The following is a 15030-nucleotide window of genomic DNA, read 5'->3' as shown; positions in this document are numbered from 1 at the left end:
ATACGATTTGTGGGGATAAAACTAAAGGGAAACCATTATTTTGGCTTCCCTGATTTTCTAAGCTCTCTGAAGAACTCTGTCAGGAGAAGCCTGCACTCCTTCTCCATTACCCCTGTTGTAAGCTCTACTCTATGGTTCATTCTTGGATGTCTTACAAGGTCCTCATTGGATCCACAGCATCCAAACCTTGGATCCATTGCTCCTATTACAAGCCTTGGGAGTCTGGCGTTTACTATCGCTCCAGCGCACATGGCACATGGCTCAAGGGTGACATACATGGTACAGTCAACGAGCCTCCAGCCTCCCAGGAATCTGCTTGCCTCCTGTATGGCCATTATTTCCGCATGAGCTGTTGGGTCTTTTTCCGTTTCTCTCCGGTTCCAGCCCCGCCCTATTATTTTTCCGTCATAAACTATAACAGCACCTACGGGAACCTCGTAGGTGCTTGTTTTTGCTATATTTATTGCTTCCTTCATAAAGAGCTCATCCATATTTATCACCTGAAAAAAATGGTGCACCCGAGAGGAATCGAACCCCTGCACATGCCTTAGGAGGGCACCGCTCTATCCTTCTGAGCTACGGGTGCAAGTCACAAAAATAATTATATTATTTATTGCCATTTTTGTCAATCGGATCAGCTTTTGGGATGGTGTCAACTTACTGTAGGGAAAAAATATCATGAAATTTAACAATAACTTTTGGTGATTAATTCCACAGATCGTTGTATAATGTTCAAGAGAATAGACCCCTCCATTTGTATTGGTTTTTTGTCGCAGATTGATCATACCATATGGTGCTCTATTCTCTTTATTTCTTCCTACACTTGTTTTACACCAGCGAGGCCTATACTGCGGCCTCTATCGCACTCCAAAGGGTTTTCTCGACCATGAGTGCTGCTTCTTTAATACTATCTTCCCCCATTATGTCTACCAGTGCCTCAGGCTTGATCATTCCGACCACGACGGAGTCTCCATCGTCCCTGATCATCATCTTGCATGGCAAGAAATATGCCATATCCGGCTTGGCATTTAAGATCTCAATTGCAATCTTGGGATTGCACACCTCAAGGATCATGTGGTTCTTTCCGTATTCAAAGCCTTTTTCTGCAAATTTATCCCTGAAGTTTAGCTCCCATAATACTCCGAACTGCCTTTCCTTTAGTGTTTCTCTTAAAGCCACCAGTGCTTCCTCGAAGGACTTGCTCGTTCTCTTTTCCAAATATAGCTCCATATCCATCATTCCTTTCGGCTTTACTTGTATGCACATTATACCCCATATGGGTATCATAATCAACAAAAGAAAATCCGCAGCCTTATTTGGATGCGGATTTGTTTTAATTATGCTTGCTGTGCTTTCTTTAGGCTGGCCTTCTGGAATAAATACGTTCCAATCAGAACAACTACTCCAAATGCATCCGTTACAAGACCTGGCTTAAGAAGCATTAGAGCTGCTGCAGCTAATAGTACCCTTTCAATAATATTTGTTTTCTTGACCAGATAACCCTCTACAGCTGCGGCAAGACAGAGGATTCCAATTACTGCTGATACCACAACAGGCAATGCACTTACAAAAGGAGTAAATACAACTGTTGAGCCCACAATTTCCTCAACCATTATTAGTCTAGGGTCTATTGCGAATATATATGGGACTATGAAAGCTGCTAAGGCTATCTTTACCGCCTGAAAGCCTGTCTTCATAGAATTCGCACCCGCTATTCCAGCTCCTGCATATGCTGCAAGTGCAACTGGAGGTGTAATATCTGCAACTACCCCAAAGTATAGTATAAACAGGTGAGCTGCCATTAGGTTTACATCAAGTTTAAGAAGTGCAGGTACTGCCATTGTCGCAAGTACTATGTACTTAGCTGTTGTAGGTAGGCCCATTCCAAGGATGATCGATGCAATCATTGTGAAAAATAGTGTCAAAAGCAGGTTTCCTCCTGCCGCTGAAACAATAAGCTCTGCTATTCTAAGTCCCAAGCCTGTTAGAGTTACAACTCCTACTATCATACCTGCACAGGCACAGGCACAGGCTACTCCTACAGCTCCTTTTGCCCCAGCTTCCAATGCTCCTAAGAAGTCATTAAAGGTAAAGGATTTGTCTTTACGTACAAGTGTTGCGATGATTGCTATTACAAGACTTATTACTATAGCCTTGAATGCAGCCAAGGTTGGTGTGTTGCCTGCTACCAGGAAGTAGACTATTGTTACAAGAGGTATAAGCAGGTATCCTCTGCTTAACATAAGCTTTCCTACCTTAGGGAGCTGCTCTCTTGGCAGGCCCTTAAGCCCAAGCTTTGATGCTTCAAGATGCACCATTGTTCCAACAGCGAAATAGTATAGTATGGCAGGTATTGCTGCTGCGATAATTATTTTAAGATAAGGTATGCCAGTAAATTCAGCCATTATAAAGGCTGCTGCACCCATTACGGGCGGCATGATTTGTCCTCCAGTTGAAGCTGCTGCTTCAACTGCTCCGGCAAAGTATGGCTTATAGCCTGTTTTCTTCATAAGTGGTATTGTAAACGCCCCTGTAGTTACTGTATTAGCTACTGAGCTTCCTGAGATCGAGCCCATAAAACCTGATGCTACTACAGCAGTCATCGCAGGGCCGCTCTTATAGTGTCCTGTAAGGCCAAAGGCCATGTCGATAAAGAATTTACCTACACCTGTTTTTTCAAGGAAAGCACCGAAAAGAATGAACAGGAATACGAAGGTTGCCGATACTCCCAATGGTATGCCCATTATACCTTCAAGTCCCATGTACATATGCGATACGATCCTTGTTAAGGAGAAGCCTCTATGCGCCAGAACTCCAGGCATTTGAGGCCCAAAATATGCATAGGCTAAAAATACTATAGCCACTATTGGAAGCTCTGGCCCAACTACCCTTCTTGTTACCTCAAGTGTTAGAAGTATTGCCAGAATCCCAAATACAAGGTCCATAGTGGTGGCGTTACCACCTTTTAAAGCCAGCTGCTCCGGGAACAAGAACACATAACCGAATACTACGACTCCAATTCCCATCAGTACAAAATCCAGTATTGAAGGCTTTTCTTTGCTGGATTTCTTTCCTGCCGGATATAGAAGCAGACCTAGGATAAATGCAAAAATTATATGTAATGACCTTTGTTTGTAGGATAGCAAGGTGCCAAATCCTGCGGTATAAAGATGGAAAGATGCCATGGCTATGGCAATAACAGTGCCGAATTTAGCTACGTTTCCCTTAAGTTTTCTGAGCTTTGAAGTATCCTTATCAAACTCCTCCATCAGTTGATCTACATCCAATGCTTCTTTCTGGATTATGTCTTTTTCATCAGTCATCTAAACCCCTCCTTTGCTAGATAATTCATTAATGACATTTTTTGGGTTTTAAATTTGATCCCTTCCGTTGGTTCTGCAAAATCAAGGAACGGATATTCCTTTTCACGAATTATTAATATATGGTTTGCTCGCACTGCACCAACCCTGTAAACAAGATCTGTTATTTTCATGTCAATGTTGTACAATCTAAACCCCTGCTCTGTTATCTCGAAATCATAAGGTGATGTTGAGGGCAAACCCGCCCCAAAGGATTGAAAAATTGTTTCCTTTAGGACAATGTCCCCGGATTGTATCTCATATGTCTCCCAAACTGGAGTCAGCTGGACGGAATGTGTGTACTTAACAGTAAAAAATTCCCCATCTCTTATCTTCCAGGACCTGAGTATTTCTCCGGTCCTCATATCTGAGGCTGTGAGATAGTCCATCTTATAAAGGGAAGAAAACAATAAAAATATGATTGCAGCTGCTGCAAGTATTTTAAAGAATAGTGGAAAGGTACTGATACTATCAGTACCTTTCCTTGGGACTCTATTGTACACTTTTTACTTTATTCCCATCTCATCGTAGTATTTTTGTGCTCCTGGGTGAACGTCTATTGGCATACCGACAAGTGCTGTTTCGAGCTTAATGTCATTTCCTCTTGCATGGGTATCAATTATTACCTGTCTTTGCTCATACATACTCTTTGTCATGTTGTAAACCAAATCTTCACTTAGGTCTTCTGGAACTATAAGCATTGCCATTACAGCAGCTGCTACTACGTCTTCTGTTTGTCCCCTGTAGCTGTTTGCAGGTATTACTACCTCGGCATAGAATGGATATTTGGCATTCAAAGCTGCGATCTTGTCGGAGTCGATAGCTACGACTACGATATCTGCCGTTTGAGTGACCTCTGTTACTGCTGATGTCGGGACTGCACCTGTTACGAATGCCGCATCGATTTGCTTGTTCTTCAATTGATCAGCTGCTTCGTTGAAGGATAGGTAGTCAGCCTTTGCAAGGTCGGTATAGTCCAAGCCGTATTCTGCAAGCATTTGTCTTGCATTTACCTCGGTACCTGATCCAGGTGCTCCTACAGCTACTTTTTTGCCTGCCAGATCAGCAAGGTTTTTGATTCCTGATTCAGCTGTAGCTATTACCTGAGTAACCTCTGGATAAAGCATTGCCATTCCTCTGATGTTGGTTATTTTGTCTTTTCCTGCAAAACTCTCGGTTCCTGTCCAAGCATAGTAAGTTACGTCATTTTGTGCAAAGGCAACTTCAGCTTCGCCTTGAGCGACCAGGTTTACGTTCTCAACAGATGCTCCTGTTGATTGAGCGTTAGCAGTAACTCCTGGGATATTCTCGTTGAATATCTTAGCCATTGCACCGCCAAGTGGGTAATATGTTCCGCCTGTTCCGCCTGTTGCGATCGATACGAAAACGTTCTCAACCGGTGGTGCAGGAGTTTCTGCTGGAGTCTCAGCCGGTGTTTCCGCAGGTGTTTCTGCTGGAGCCTCTGGTGCGCATCCAATCAGCATAGTCATAGTAAGTACTAAAACCATCATTAAAGATAAAATCTTTTTGTTCATATTCATCCCCCTTTTCTTTTTGTACTGAATCAAGCTACTTCTTTATCGAAGCAGCTTCATAAGTATATTATAACTGAAAACCCGCCCGGATTCTACTCAAAATTTGTTGAATAGTTGAAATATTTGATATTTAGGCTATTTTAGCCTTTCCATATGCCACTAAAGAAAGACCTGACGATAATATCCGGTCTTTCAGTATTCTTTATTCTTAAAGCTTTTCGATGCCTCCCATGTACTTTTTCAATACTTCAGGGATAATTACAGATCCATCGGCTTGCTGATAATTTTCCAGTATAGCCGCAAATGTCCTGCCTACTGCAAGACCTGAACCATTGAGTGTATGCAGATACTCAACCTTGCCGGTCTCAGTGCTTCTGAATCTCAGGTTCGCCCTTCGCGCCTGAAAGTCCTCGAAGTTGCTGCAGCTTGATATCTCAACGTATCTGCCGTAGCTTGGCATCCAAACCTCAATGTCGTAGGTCTTTGCCGATGAGAAGCCAAGGTCTCCTGTGCTTAGCATTACTACCCTGTATGGTATCCCCAGACGCTTCAGAACTTCCTCTGCATTTGCTGTAAGCGTCTCAAGCTCTTCATAGGATTTATCCGGGTGGGCAAATTTTACCATCTCCACCTTGTCGAACTGGTGGTTTCTGATCAGACCTCTGGTATCTCTTCCTGCTGAGCCGGCTTCTGCTCTGAAGCATGGAGTATACGCAGTAAAATATACTGGAAGGTCCTCCTCTCTAAGGATCTCGTCCCTTAGAAGGTTGGTCAGTGGAACCTCTGCTGTAGGAACGAGGAAAAAGTCCTTGGCAGGAACATGGAACATATCCTCCTCAAACTTCGGAAGCTGTCCGGTTCCTATCATACTGTCCCTGTTGACCATATACGGGGTTGCCATCTCCATGTATCCATGGTTCTCCGTATGAAGATCCAGCATAAAGTTAACTATTGCCCTTTCAAGCCTTGCTCCTGCTCCTCTGAATACACTGAACCTTGCTCCTGATATCTTTACTGCCCTGTCAAAGTCCAAAACCCCCAATTCCGTTCCCAGATCCCAGTGGGCCTTAGGTTCAAAATCAAATTGTCTTGGTTCTCCCCATTTTCTCATTTCGACGTTGTCAGCATCTGATTCTCCTTCGACAACGGTCTCATGAGGGGTATTTGGTATCTGAAGCAGAAGGGTTTTTATCTCATCGTCCACTTCCTTGACCCTTACGTCCAATACCTTTACCTTTTCAGCAAGTTCCTTCATCTCTTCAAATATAGGGGCTACGTCCTTGCCTTCTTTTTTAAGCCTTGGAACCTCCTTGGACACTCTATTTTGTTCAGCCTTCATTTCCTCGACTTCTACAAGAATGGTTCTCCTCTCTTCATCCAGCTTTAACAGCTGTTCGATGGGGAAATTTCCATGCCTCTTCGCAAGTGCCCTAAGCACGCCCTCTGAATCCATCCTTATTTTTTTAATATCCAGCATAATATCCCTCCTTAAAATAAAAAAACCCGTCCCTGTGATTAGGGACGGGAATATACCCGCGTTGCCACCCTAGTTGACCGGTTAAGGTCCACTCAAAGCACTATTGCTCAGGGCTGGATTCGACAGCTTATCCTTCCGGTTCACACCGACCACCGGCTCTCTAAGAGGAATTGCTGTGTACTATTTCCCTTCTTCACAATATTTAATTAAAGCTAATTATATAGTACATCAATATAAGATGTCAATACCTATTCGGTGTACTCCTTGATTGCGACTGTCTTCGGCTCACTCATTCTCTTTATCCCAAGCTTCTCTGCAGCTTTCCTGTAGATACCAGCCTCTCCGGAGGTATATATCTCCACACTCCCTAGGCCGTCTCTTTGAAGGAGCTCCATATCATGCAGCTGAGCTCTGATCGCCTTGGCTTGCTGGAATCCAGGATTTATGTAATTCAGGGAGGGATCTATATCCAGGAAAATTTCTTCAACGATAGGATAATGGGTACAAGCCAGCACTATGTTGTAAACCTCGCCCTTACCCTTTATGCTGTTAAGGTGATGCTTGACGATGTCATAGGTAGCCTGACTGTCAAACTCTCCCCGATCAATCAGCGTTGCAAGATCCCTGCTGCCTTCGTTGAATACCTCTATCCCAGGTCTTCTTTCTCTGAGCATCCTCTCGTAGGATCCCATTTTTACGGTGAACTCAGTAGCAAGGATCGCAAGTCTTTCTGCTCCCATCTTATCTATGTGGTCCACAGTTGGGGTTACGATGTCCACAACCGGAAAGGGCAGCTTGCCATTGAATCTCTTATGTATGGTAGAGATCGTGTTGCAGGCTATTGCAGCAAGTTTTACCTCTCTCTCCTCAACAAACTTCAGCATTGCCATGGTAAGAAGGTAGATATCTTCCTCTGACTTGTTTCCATATGGGACATTTTTGCTGTCTCCAAGGTATATGATGTCCTCCCCAGGCATCAACTTTTGCATCGATGCCACGATAGTAAGACCTCCTATACCGGAATCGATAACTCCTATTGGTTTCTTCATCATATTCCCCCTCTATAGTGTCATGTCGCCTTTTTTTATGAGGCCTTTTCTTCTCATCCACTCTGATACTGAAAACGCTATTATCCCGGGGAATACAAAGTGCATCATCAGGATCAGCAGAAGTACATACGGGCTGGCACCCATAGTTTCTATCATCGCCAGCTGCCCCACAAGACCGCTTGTCCCCATACCTGCACCCAAAGCGTTGCTTTCCATGTGAAGAATGTAGGTAGATATAGGTCCAAGTATTGCCGAGGCTACAATAGCCGGTATCCAGATCAGCGGATTCTTAACGATGTTCGGTATCTGAAGCATAGATGTCCCCAGGCCTTGAGCTACAAGACCGCCATATCTGTTCTCCCTGAATGAAGCCACAGCAAAGCCAACCATGTTGGCAGCACAGCCTACGGTAGCCGCTCCTGCGGCCAGGCCTGTTAGGTTCAGGGATATGGCAAGAGCTGCAGAGCTTATTGGCAGAGTCAGGACCATTCCCATTATGACAGATACGATTATCCCCATAGGGATTGGATGCATTTCGGTAGCCTTATTGATCAACGTCCCGATCCCTGTCATAAATGCCGCTATGTATGGACTAATATAGCTTCCTACAAAGCCTCCGACAAGTATAGTCACCATAGGAACCAGGATAATGTCGAATTTCGTCTTCCCGCTGACTATCTTTGATATCTCCGCTCCGCACAAAGCCGCCACAAAGGCTCCTACTGGCTCTCCCGTCTTAATAATAGCCGATGCTCCGTCAAAGGATATACTGCCAGCTCCGATCGCGCCTGCTGCAGCTGCTGCGAATATTCCAAGTGGTGGTGCCCCTACGCTGTAGGCGACTCCTACTCCTATTGCAGGCCCCATTAACCTCTGGGCAACATTCCCGAATAGGATCAGAGGCTCAAGTCCTCCGTAGGTCCCTATCTGCTTGATTATGAGCCCTATAAGCAGGGACGAGAACAGACCTAAAGCCATTCCGTTTAGGACCTTTACGATATAGCCCTGTATTCCTGTTGCTTTCCTTGACATTTGCTAACCCCTTTCAATAGATTATTCCCACCTCAGGTCCTTGCCGTAGAACTTCAGTGGTATGAACTTATCAAAAATCCTTGAAAAAACTCTGTCGGTGTATATCTCAGAGATTTCGTTGGGTGTAAGGTTTGTTGAGATAATGGTTTTCTTACCTGACAATAGTCTGGTATTTACTATGTTGAATATCTCGGCGTTGGTAAAGGAGTTTGAAACCTCAGTGCCAAGATCGTCGACTATTAAAAGATCTGCATCAAAGAGCATAGAGTACTCATAGTCTGTCATATCGCTCTCATCACGCCTGAACCTTCTTCTCTCGAGAATATCCAGGATAGTGAATGCAGTCTGGTATATTACTATCTTGTTCCTGTCTAAAAGAGCTTTGGCTATGCAGTTGCAAAGAAACGTCTTCCCCAGACCTGTTGTCCCGTAGAATAGAAGGTTTTCACCGTTGTCCTCGTCGAAGTTTCCGATAAAGCCCTCGGCATAGCCTGCGATATCAGCCATGTTTTCCCTTGGAGTTAGTGCCTCCCCCTCGAATGGCTTATCTGAAAACAGATCTATGTTGAAGCTCTGAAAGTTCTCCTTATGTAGTATCCTGTCAAGATTGGACATTTGATATGCTCTGTTTATCATCTCCTGCTTCAGACACTTACATCTGGCTCCGTCTTCGAGATAGCCTGTATCGTTGCATTGGCTGCATTGATATTTTGGCTCCAGATAGTCAGCGGGTATGTTTCCCTCAGTCAAGAGATACGCCTTCTCCATTTTCAGCGCTTCGATACGTTCCTGAGTCTTAATAACAAGGTCCTCCGCAGCTTCGGCGCTCCCCAGTACAGCCTTAGCCATACGGATGCCTGTTCTTCTTATCTCATCATCTATCTCCCTGACTCTGGGGAGCCTTTTGTATACCTCCTGTTGTCTTTTCTCCAGTGCTCTCTGACTGTTGTCTCTTCTTTGTTCATAAATTCTTTGGATGTCTGCCTTGGTCCTGCTATTCATCAGCTTCATCCCTTCCCTTCAGCCTGTGGGCTTCTCTTTTCTTCCTTGCAATATCCTCCAGCTCTGAGGCCGAGTATTTTGATGACCTCTGCTCGAAGTTGTGGAACCTGGTCTTGTAGCTTTGTCTTGTATTTCGTTTCACTTCAGTCCTTGGTGTCTGTTTCTCTGGCGGCTTGTCCCTTTCGACTACATCCTCCACAGTTCTGAAGCCCTTCTTATGCCAATCGCTGATGACTCCATCAATATAATTTATAGTTGGATATTGCACCTTGCTGGAGGCTTCACAGCCCTTTAACACCATGTCCATGGAGTAGCCATACTCATCAAACCATTTAGATATGAGCTTATTGTCTCCCTCGTTGTAGCCTTTATTGGAGAGTCCTACAGCCTTCATGACCTTGTGGTACCTGTGAAACCTCTGGTCCTCCTTGGCCAGGTACTCTTCAACTGCGTCCATCGTAGTCAGTCCCATGTCGTACCAGTTTCTTACAATGCCCTCTATATAGTTAAGTTGCTTTTTACCCTTGGCCTCAACTCCGTATTGAAAGGCTTTTTCTATTACATCCGGATCCATATTGTAGTCATAGAACCAGTCCAGTATCTTCTTTTTTTCAATTGCCTGGGTTTGTCTTCTCATTATTTCGTCGATCCTGTTGAACATGCTGTTTATCATAGGATTCTTTAGAGCTCCCACAAGATCGTCGGCCCAGGACGCCTTCTCTTCCTTTTTCACTTGAACCGGCTTAGCCATGAGATTATTTCTTATATACAGCTGCTTAAGACTTAAAAACTTTATCTGGTAATTAACATCATCTTCGCCGCTTTTTTCAACTATCCCCTTGTTTTCCCAGAAGTCCCATGCCCTTAATACATCCTCCAAGGGAACGTCAAGATGCCTTGCTATGGTTTGATTAGTAAGCTCCAGCGAAGCATCCCTGTCATGGGCATACTTATATCCCAATAGATATACCTTGACGTAGGTTCCGTTGGCCATTGGCATGAAATCATTGAGGAATATATTTTCAATAGGTGTGTCACCCAGGTCCATATCGGTGGTCTCAAGCTTGAATCCCATCCTGCGTCTCAGCTCCTTTTCCTTGAAAGATACACATCCTTGGTCAATTTCATCTGGTAAATATAATTATATATCTTTTCCCCGTCAAATACAAAGCATGATTCCCATCTAATCAGCTCCGGATCTGAGCGGTCAATTCCCTGGTCGGGGAATGGGTCCAGATAGTAGGCTGTCTTCTTGAAACCAAGCTTTTCATATACATGGATCGCTCTTTCATTAAACTCTGCAACCTCAAGAAGCAGAGCCTTCATCCTTAGTTTTTCGAAATAATAGGGCAGAAATGTCTCCAGTGCTTCTGTCCCAAGCCCTTTATTGATATTATCCGGGTCAAAGACGATTCCAAGAAACGCTGTCCTTTTGAACGGCCTTTTATTCTTGATCCCCATATAGCCTACTAGTCTTCCATCCTTGTCCCGTACTGAAAAGTAGCTGTTCCTCCAGTTGAAGGTCTTGAACCTGAACCAGGTCTTCACCTCAGTGTCGTTTATATACGGAAAATTATAGTCTGCCAGGAGCTTGCTTTCATGCTGTCCCCAAGATCTCATGTCGTAAGCATCTTCTATTGTAAGCGGTGCAAGCTTAAGGTTTTTTCCCTCCAGTTCCAAGTTGATCCCTCCTTAAAGGGGTACCTGAGACTGGACTCCGGTACCCCTGCCATGATACATTTCATTTAATTCAACCCTGGTGCAAAGCTCGATCAATTGATCAGTCAGTATCGATAAATTTCTCCATATTAAGAAACTTTGTGTATTCCTGCTTGAATACCAGCTCTATACTTCCGGTAGGACCATTCCTGTGCTTTGCAATGATTACCTCACCGATGTTTTTCTTTTCGGATTCCTTGTCGTAGTACTCATCCCTGTAAAGGAACAATACTACGTCTGCATCCTGCTCTATGGCACCGGACTCCCTCAGGTCAGATAGTATAGGCCTGTGGTCGCTTCTTAGCTCAGGAGCTCGTGACAGCTGCGATAAAGCAAGGACAGGACACTCCATTTCCTTTGCAAGACCCTTTAGCCCTCTTGATATTGCTGATATCTCCTGTTGCCTGCTTTCCACCTTGCCGTCAACCTGCATCAGCTGGAGGTAGTCGACTACGATCAGGTCAAGTCCCTTCTCGACTTTAAGCCTTCTGCATTTGGCCTTCATCTCCATCATCGATATTCCTGCGGTATCATCGATATATATTTCCATCCTGGATAGAGGTCCCATAGCGTTTACCACCTGGATCCACTCATCATCAGCCAGGTTTCCACTGATTATCTTTTGAAGATCGACGTGGGCTGTTGAGCTTATTATCCTCTGCACCAGCTGTTCCTTAGACATTTCAAGTGAAAATATTGCTATCTTCCCATTTCCCTTAAGGGAGGCATTTGTTGCGATATTTACTCCAAGGGCGGTTTTTCCCATGGATGGTCTTGCTGCAAGAAGCACAAGGTCTGATTTTTGAAGACCTGACAGCTTTCTGTCCAGATCCGAGAAGCCTGTGGTAAGGCCTGTCAGACCACCCTTGTTGGCAGCTCTCTCCTCAATTTGGGCAAAGCTGGAAAGAAGCACCTCGCTTATGGGGACTATCCCCTTTTTGTGTGCCCCTTGAGTTATGTCAAATATATTCTTCTCGGCCTTTTCGATTATTGCATTGACCTCTTCGCTGTTCTCATAGGCCAATCCCATTATTTCGTTGCTGGACCTTATCAGCTTTCTTAAGGTGGATTTTTCCTCCACTATATTGCAGTAGTATTTTGCATTTGCTGTAGTGGCAATGCTGCCAGACAAATTGGCAAGATATGTTATCCCGCCGACGGCCTCAATAGTCCCCCTCCTCTTTAGCTCTTCGGAAAGGGTTATGATATCGACAGGCTCGTTTCTGTTATTCAAAACAAGCATAGCCTCAAAGATCTCCTGGTTGGCTTCCTTATAGAAGTCGTCAGGACGTATAGTCTCTATGGCTGTATTGATTGCCTCCTTGTCCAGGAGCATTGCTCCGAGGACAGACTGCTCCGCCTCCAAACTATGTGGAGGTATTCTGCCAAGTCCAGTATCCAAAAAAATCACCTCTTATATAGTAACTACGTTCACCTTCAGCTTAGCTGATACCTCCGGGTAGAGCTTAAGGTCGACCTCTGTAGCTCCTGCGTTCTTTATATTGTCCTTCATCTCTATCTTTCTCTTATCAATATCTACTCCATGCTGTTCCTTGAGAGCTGCTGCTATGTCCTGCGAGGTTATGGAGCCAAAAAGCCTTCCTCCGCTGCCGCCCTTTGCTTTTACCTCAACAGTTAGTTTTTCCAGCCTTTCCTTCAGAGCATTAGCCTCTTCAAGCTCCTGCTTCTTTTTGGCTGCCTCCTGTTTTTTTGCTTCCTCCCATTTCCTAAGGTTTTCTGATGTAGCCTCTATCGCCATGTTCCTTGGAATCAGGTAATTTCTGGCATAGCCGTCCTTTGAATTGACAAGGTCTCCCTCTTTGCCCATGCCCTTTACTTCCTTTAGCAAGATCACCTTCATTTCTTTTCACCTTCCTTTAAGAATTTGCCTATTATATCGATCAACAGTTTTTCTGCATCGTTCATCGAAAGCTTTTCTATCTGTGCTCCCGCACTTGTCAAGTGTCCTCCGCCTCCAAGCTTCTCAAGGATAAGCTGAACGCTTATGTTGCCCAGAGACCTTCCCGAAATGTGTATTTTATCGTCAAGCTTACTGAGCACGAAGGAAGCCTCCACGTCGTTTATGTTTAATAGCTCATTGGCTGCCTGAGCTGCTATTAGTATGGAGTCATCGTTGGTAACCTCAAGTCTTCCTATTGCAATTTTATCGAACACCATCTTTGCAGACCTTACGACCTCTGCTTTATTTATAAAGGTGCTGAAGTCATCCCTGAAAAGCTGCTTTACAACAGTCGTATCTGCTCCCGCCCGCTTTAAGACAGAAGCAGCTTCAAAGGTTCTCACTCCGGTCTGGAAGCTGAAGTTCTTCGTATCTACGGTTATCCCGGCAAGCATTGCCTCAGCCTCAAACTTGGTGAGATTTGTCTCAGCACTCATATAGGTCAAGACCTCCGTAACCAATTCAGAGGTCGACGAAGCATAGGGTTCAAGATAGGTCAATACCGGATCCTTGATAAACTCAGCCCCTCTTCTGTGGTGGTCTATAACAACTACCTTATTGGTCTTCTCCAAAAGCTCTGGTGCCTCTGTAAGACTGGGCTTGTGATTATCTACGACAATCATAAGGTCCTTATCGTCGATGATCTCCAGTGCAGCTTCGCCATTGATTATTTTATCCTCGAGCTCCGGTGCCTCTTGTCTCATCCTGTCCATAAGGTTTCTTATTGATGGATTTTCTCCATTGAGAACCAGAAAAGCCTTTTTGTCTCTGTTCTCGACTGCTCTCATTACCCCAATTGATGAGCCTATGGAGTCCATGTCGGGATTTTTATGGCCCATTACGAATACCATACCTGACTGGTCTATAAGCTGCCTAAGAGCATCTCCTATTACCCTTGCCTTTACCTTGTTTCTTTTTTCCATTGCCTTTGACTTGCCGCCATAAAAATCAAATGAGTTCCCAATATTTACAACTGCCTGATCACCACCACGGCCAAGGGCAATGTCGATTGCAGCATTAGCATTTCTATAGGAATCCAGCAGCGTCTTTCCTGCCTGGCAGACTCCGATGCTCAAGGTTATGGGTATGGTGTTCCCCATGTTGAGATCTCTTATCTGATCCAGAAGGTCAAATCTTTTCGTCTTAATATCCATTAAGCCATTATGATCCACCAGAACAAGGTATTTATCGTTTTCATATTTTCTAACAAGGCCGTTATACTTACCGAAATAAGAGCTGATTACCTTGTCGATCTCAGCAAGTACCATCGGCCTGTGGGTATCCGGCGTGGAGTTTTTGACGTCGTCGTAATTATCAACATTTATCAGGGCAACTATGGTCTTTTCATCTGTGTACATTTTCAGAAGATGCTGGTAATCAGTGTCCTCAACCCAATACAGCATTGTTATGTTGCCCTTGGCAAAGCTTCCCTTGCCCTCGATAAAGTTTGGAAGTACCTTGAAGCACTTGTCCATGTAGTTTATATCAAGTGGCTCATTTTCCTTCTTTCTGCTCAACTCAGTGATGTTGAAGGCTGGGATCAGCTCACTTATGGATCTGTTTAGAACGTCTCCTCCTCCCACCAACTCGAGGAAGGGGGTGTTGTACCAGGTGACATTACCTACATCGTCAATGAAGGATAATGGAAATGGCATGTTGAATATGGCGTGCTTGGCAGCAGAATCAAAAGTATGGGAAAGCCCCTCAATGTATTTTGTAAGCTCCCGGTTCTTCTCTTCGATTTTCCTGTGGGTATAGAAAACCATGTACCCAACCACCAGCGCCATGATAAAAGCGACGATAGGCTGGAAAAAAGCCAGGATCAAAACCATTAGAGCCATTATGATCAGATATATTCTGTTGTCTGCCCATGTGAATAGCTTGTCTTTCATCTCAA

At 44.4% G+C, this 15030-nt stretch carries 14 protein-coding genes, 1 tRNA gene and 1 other annotated feature; all 15 genes read right to left on the bottom strand.

Annotated features, from left to right (window positions below):
* Nucleotides 1-35: 35 nt before the first annotated feature.
* Entirely contained in the window at nt 36-491 is a 456-nt protein-coding gene (tadA, locus tag EC328_RS00305; protein ID WP_128424942.1) for a tRNA adenosine(34) deaminase TadA, read from the bottom strand.
* Between the two features lie 19 nt (nt 492-510).
* Nucleotides 511-586: transfer RNA gene (locus EC328_RS00300), tRNA-Arg, on the bottom strand.
* A gap of 257 nt (nt 587-843) precedes the next feature.
* Entirely contained in the window at nt 844-1230 is a 387-nt protein-coding gene (locus EC328_RS00295) for a DUF302 domain-containing protein (RefSeq protein ID WP_164905972.1), read from the bottom strand.
* Between the two features lie 107 nt (nt 1231-1337).
* Complete coding sequence (locus EC328_RS00290) at nt 1338-3323, bottom strand: TRAP transporter permease (protein ID WP_128424940.1); 1986 nt, start codon at nt 3321-3323, stop codon at nt 1338-1340.
* Nucleotides 3320-3862, bottom strand: coding sequence for a DUF1850 domain-containing protein (locus EC328_RS00285; protein WP_128424939.1), 543 nt, complete (start codon nt 3860-3862; stop codon nt 3320-3322). The genes EC328_RS00290 and EC328_RS00285 overlap by 4 nt, the downstream gene beginning before the upstream one ends.
* A 3-nt stretch (nt 3863-3865) precedes the next feature.
* Nucleotides 3866-4894, bottom strand: coding sequence for a TAXI family TRAP transporter solute-binding subunit (locus tag EC328_RS00280; RefSeq protein WP_128424938.1), 1029 nt, complete (start codon nt 4892-4894; stop codon nt 3866-3868).
* A gap of 208 nt (nt 4895-5102) precedes the next feature.
* Nucleotides 5103-6371, bottom strand: a complete 1269-nt coding sequence (serS, locus tag EC328_RS00275) for a serine--tRNA ligase (protein WP_128424937.1) — start codon at nt 6369-6371, stop codon at nt 5103-5105.
* Between the two features lie 37 nt (nt 6372-6408).
* Nucleotides 6409-6574 (bottom strand) — a binding site (T-box leader).
* 45 nt (nt 6575-6619) lie between these two features.
* Nucleotides 6620-7420, bottom strand: a complete 801-nt coding sequence (gene murI / locus EC328_RS00270) for a glutamate racemase (RefSeq protein ID WP_164905971.1) — start codon at nt 7418-7420, stop codon at nt 6620-6622.
* Nucleotides 7421-7432: 12 nt separating this feature from the next.
* Nucleotides 7433-8452: a PTS sugar transporter subunit IIC gene (locus EC328_RS00265; protein WP_128424935.1), complete on the bottom strand. Its 1020-nt coding sequence runs from the start codon at nt 8450-8452 to the stop codon at nt 7433-7435.
* A 21-nt stretch (nt 8453-8473) separates the two neighbouring features.
* Nucleotides 8474-9463 (bottom strand): ATP-binding protein, encoded by a 990-nt coding sequence (locus EC328_RS00260; protein WP_240671493.1) that lies wholly within the window; start codon nt 9461-9463, stop codon nt 8474-8476.
* Entirely contained in the window at nt 9447-10529 is a 1083-nt protein-coding gene (locus EC328_RS00255) for a DnaD domain-containing protein (RefSeq protein WP_128424934.1), read from the bottom strand. The genes EC328_RS00260 and EC328_RS00255 overlap by 17 nt, the downstream gene beginning before the upstream one ends.
* An 8-nt stretch (nt 10530-10537) precedes the next feature.
* A complete protein-coding gene (locus tag EC328_RS00250; RefSeq protein ID WP_128424933.1) occupies nt 10538-11134 on the bottom strand; it encodes a GNAT family N-acetyltransferase in 597 nt (198 codons plus the stop codon).
* 100 nt (nt 11135-11234) lie between these two features.
* Entirely contained in the window at nt 11235-12575 is a 1341-nt protein-coding gene (dnaB, locus tag EC328_RS00245; protein ID WP_128424932.1) for a replicative DNA helicase, read from the bottom strand.
* Between the two features lie 12 nt (nt 12576-12587).
* Nucleotides 12588-13034, bottom strand: coding sequence for a 50S ribosomal protein L9 (gene rplI / locus EC328_RS00240; RefSeq protein ID WP_128424931.1), 447 nt, complete (start codon nt 13032-13034; stop codon nt 12588-12590).
* Nucleotides 13031-15025, bottom strand: a complete 1995-nt coding sequence (locus EC328_RS00235) for a DHH family phosphoesterase (RefSeq protein WP_128424930.1) — start codon at nt 15023-15025, stop codon at nt 13031-13033. The genes rplI and EC328_RS00235 overlap by 4 nt, the downstream gene beginning before the upstream one ends.
* Nucleotides 15026-15030 lie beyond the last annotated feature (5 nt).

It is taken from the genome of Gudongella oleilytica (assembly GCF_004101785.1).
Lineage (GTDB): Bacteria > Bacillota > Clostridia > Tissierellales > Tissierellaceae > Gudongella > Gudongella oleilytica.
Note: the sequence above shows the minus strand (reverse complement) of the source record. Positions and strands in the feature narration are given on the sequence as shown.

What these genes read in the sequence shown, in the direction of transcription:
- tadA (WP_128424942.1), bottom strand. Translation starts at nt 491, where the DNA reads ATGGATGAGCTCTTTATGAAGGAAGCAATAAATATAGCAAAAACAAGC.
- EC328_RS00295 (WP_164905972.1), bottom strand. Translation starts at nt 1,230, where the DNA reads ATGGAGCTATATTTGGAAAAGAGAACGAGCAAGTCCTTCGAGGAAGCA.
- EC328_RS00290 (WP_128424940.1), bottom strand. Translation starts at nt 3,323, where the DNA reads ATGACTGATGAAAAAGACATAATCCAGAAAGAAGCATTGGATGTAGAT.
- EC328_RS00280 (WP_128424938.1), bottom strand. Translation starts at nt 4,894, where the DNA reads ATGAACAAAAAGATTTTATCTTTAATGATGGTTTTAGTACTTACTATG.
- serS (WP_128424937.1), bottom strand. Translation starts at nt 6,371, where the DNA reads ATGCTGGATATTAAAAAAATAAGGATGGATTCAGAGGGCGTGCTTAGG.
- murI (WP_164905971.1), bottom strand. Translation starts at nt 7,420, where the DNA reads ATGAAGAAACCAATAGGAGTTATCGATTCCGGTATAGGAGGTCTTACT.
- EC328_RS00265 (WP_128424935.1), bottom strand. Translation starts at nt 8,452, where the DNA reads ATGTCAAGGAAAGCAACAGGAATACAGGGCTATATCGTAAAGGTCCTA.
- EC328_RS00260 (WP_240671493.1), bottom strand. Translation starts at nt 9,463, where the DNA reads ATGAAGCTGATGAATAGCAGGACCAAGGCAGACATCCAAAGAATTTAT.
- EC328_RS00255 (WP_128424934.1), bottom strand. Translation starts at nt 10,529, where the DNA reads ATGGGATTCAAGCTTGAGACCACCGATATGGACCTGGGTGACACACCT.
- rplI (WP_128424931.1), bottom strand. Translation starts at nt 13,034, where the DNA reads ATGAAGGTGATCTTGCTAAAGGAAGTAAAGGGCATGGGCAAAGAGGGA.
- EC328_RS00235 (WP_128424930.1), bottom strand. Translation starts at nt 15,025, where the DNA reads ATGAAAGACAAGCTATTCACATGGGCAGACAACAGAATATATCTGATC.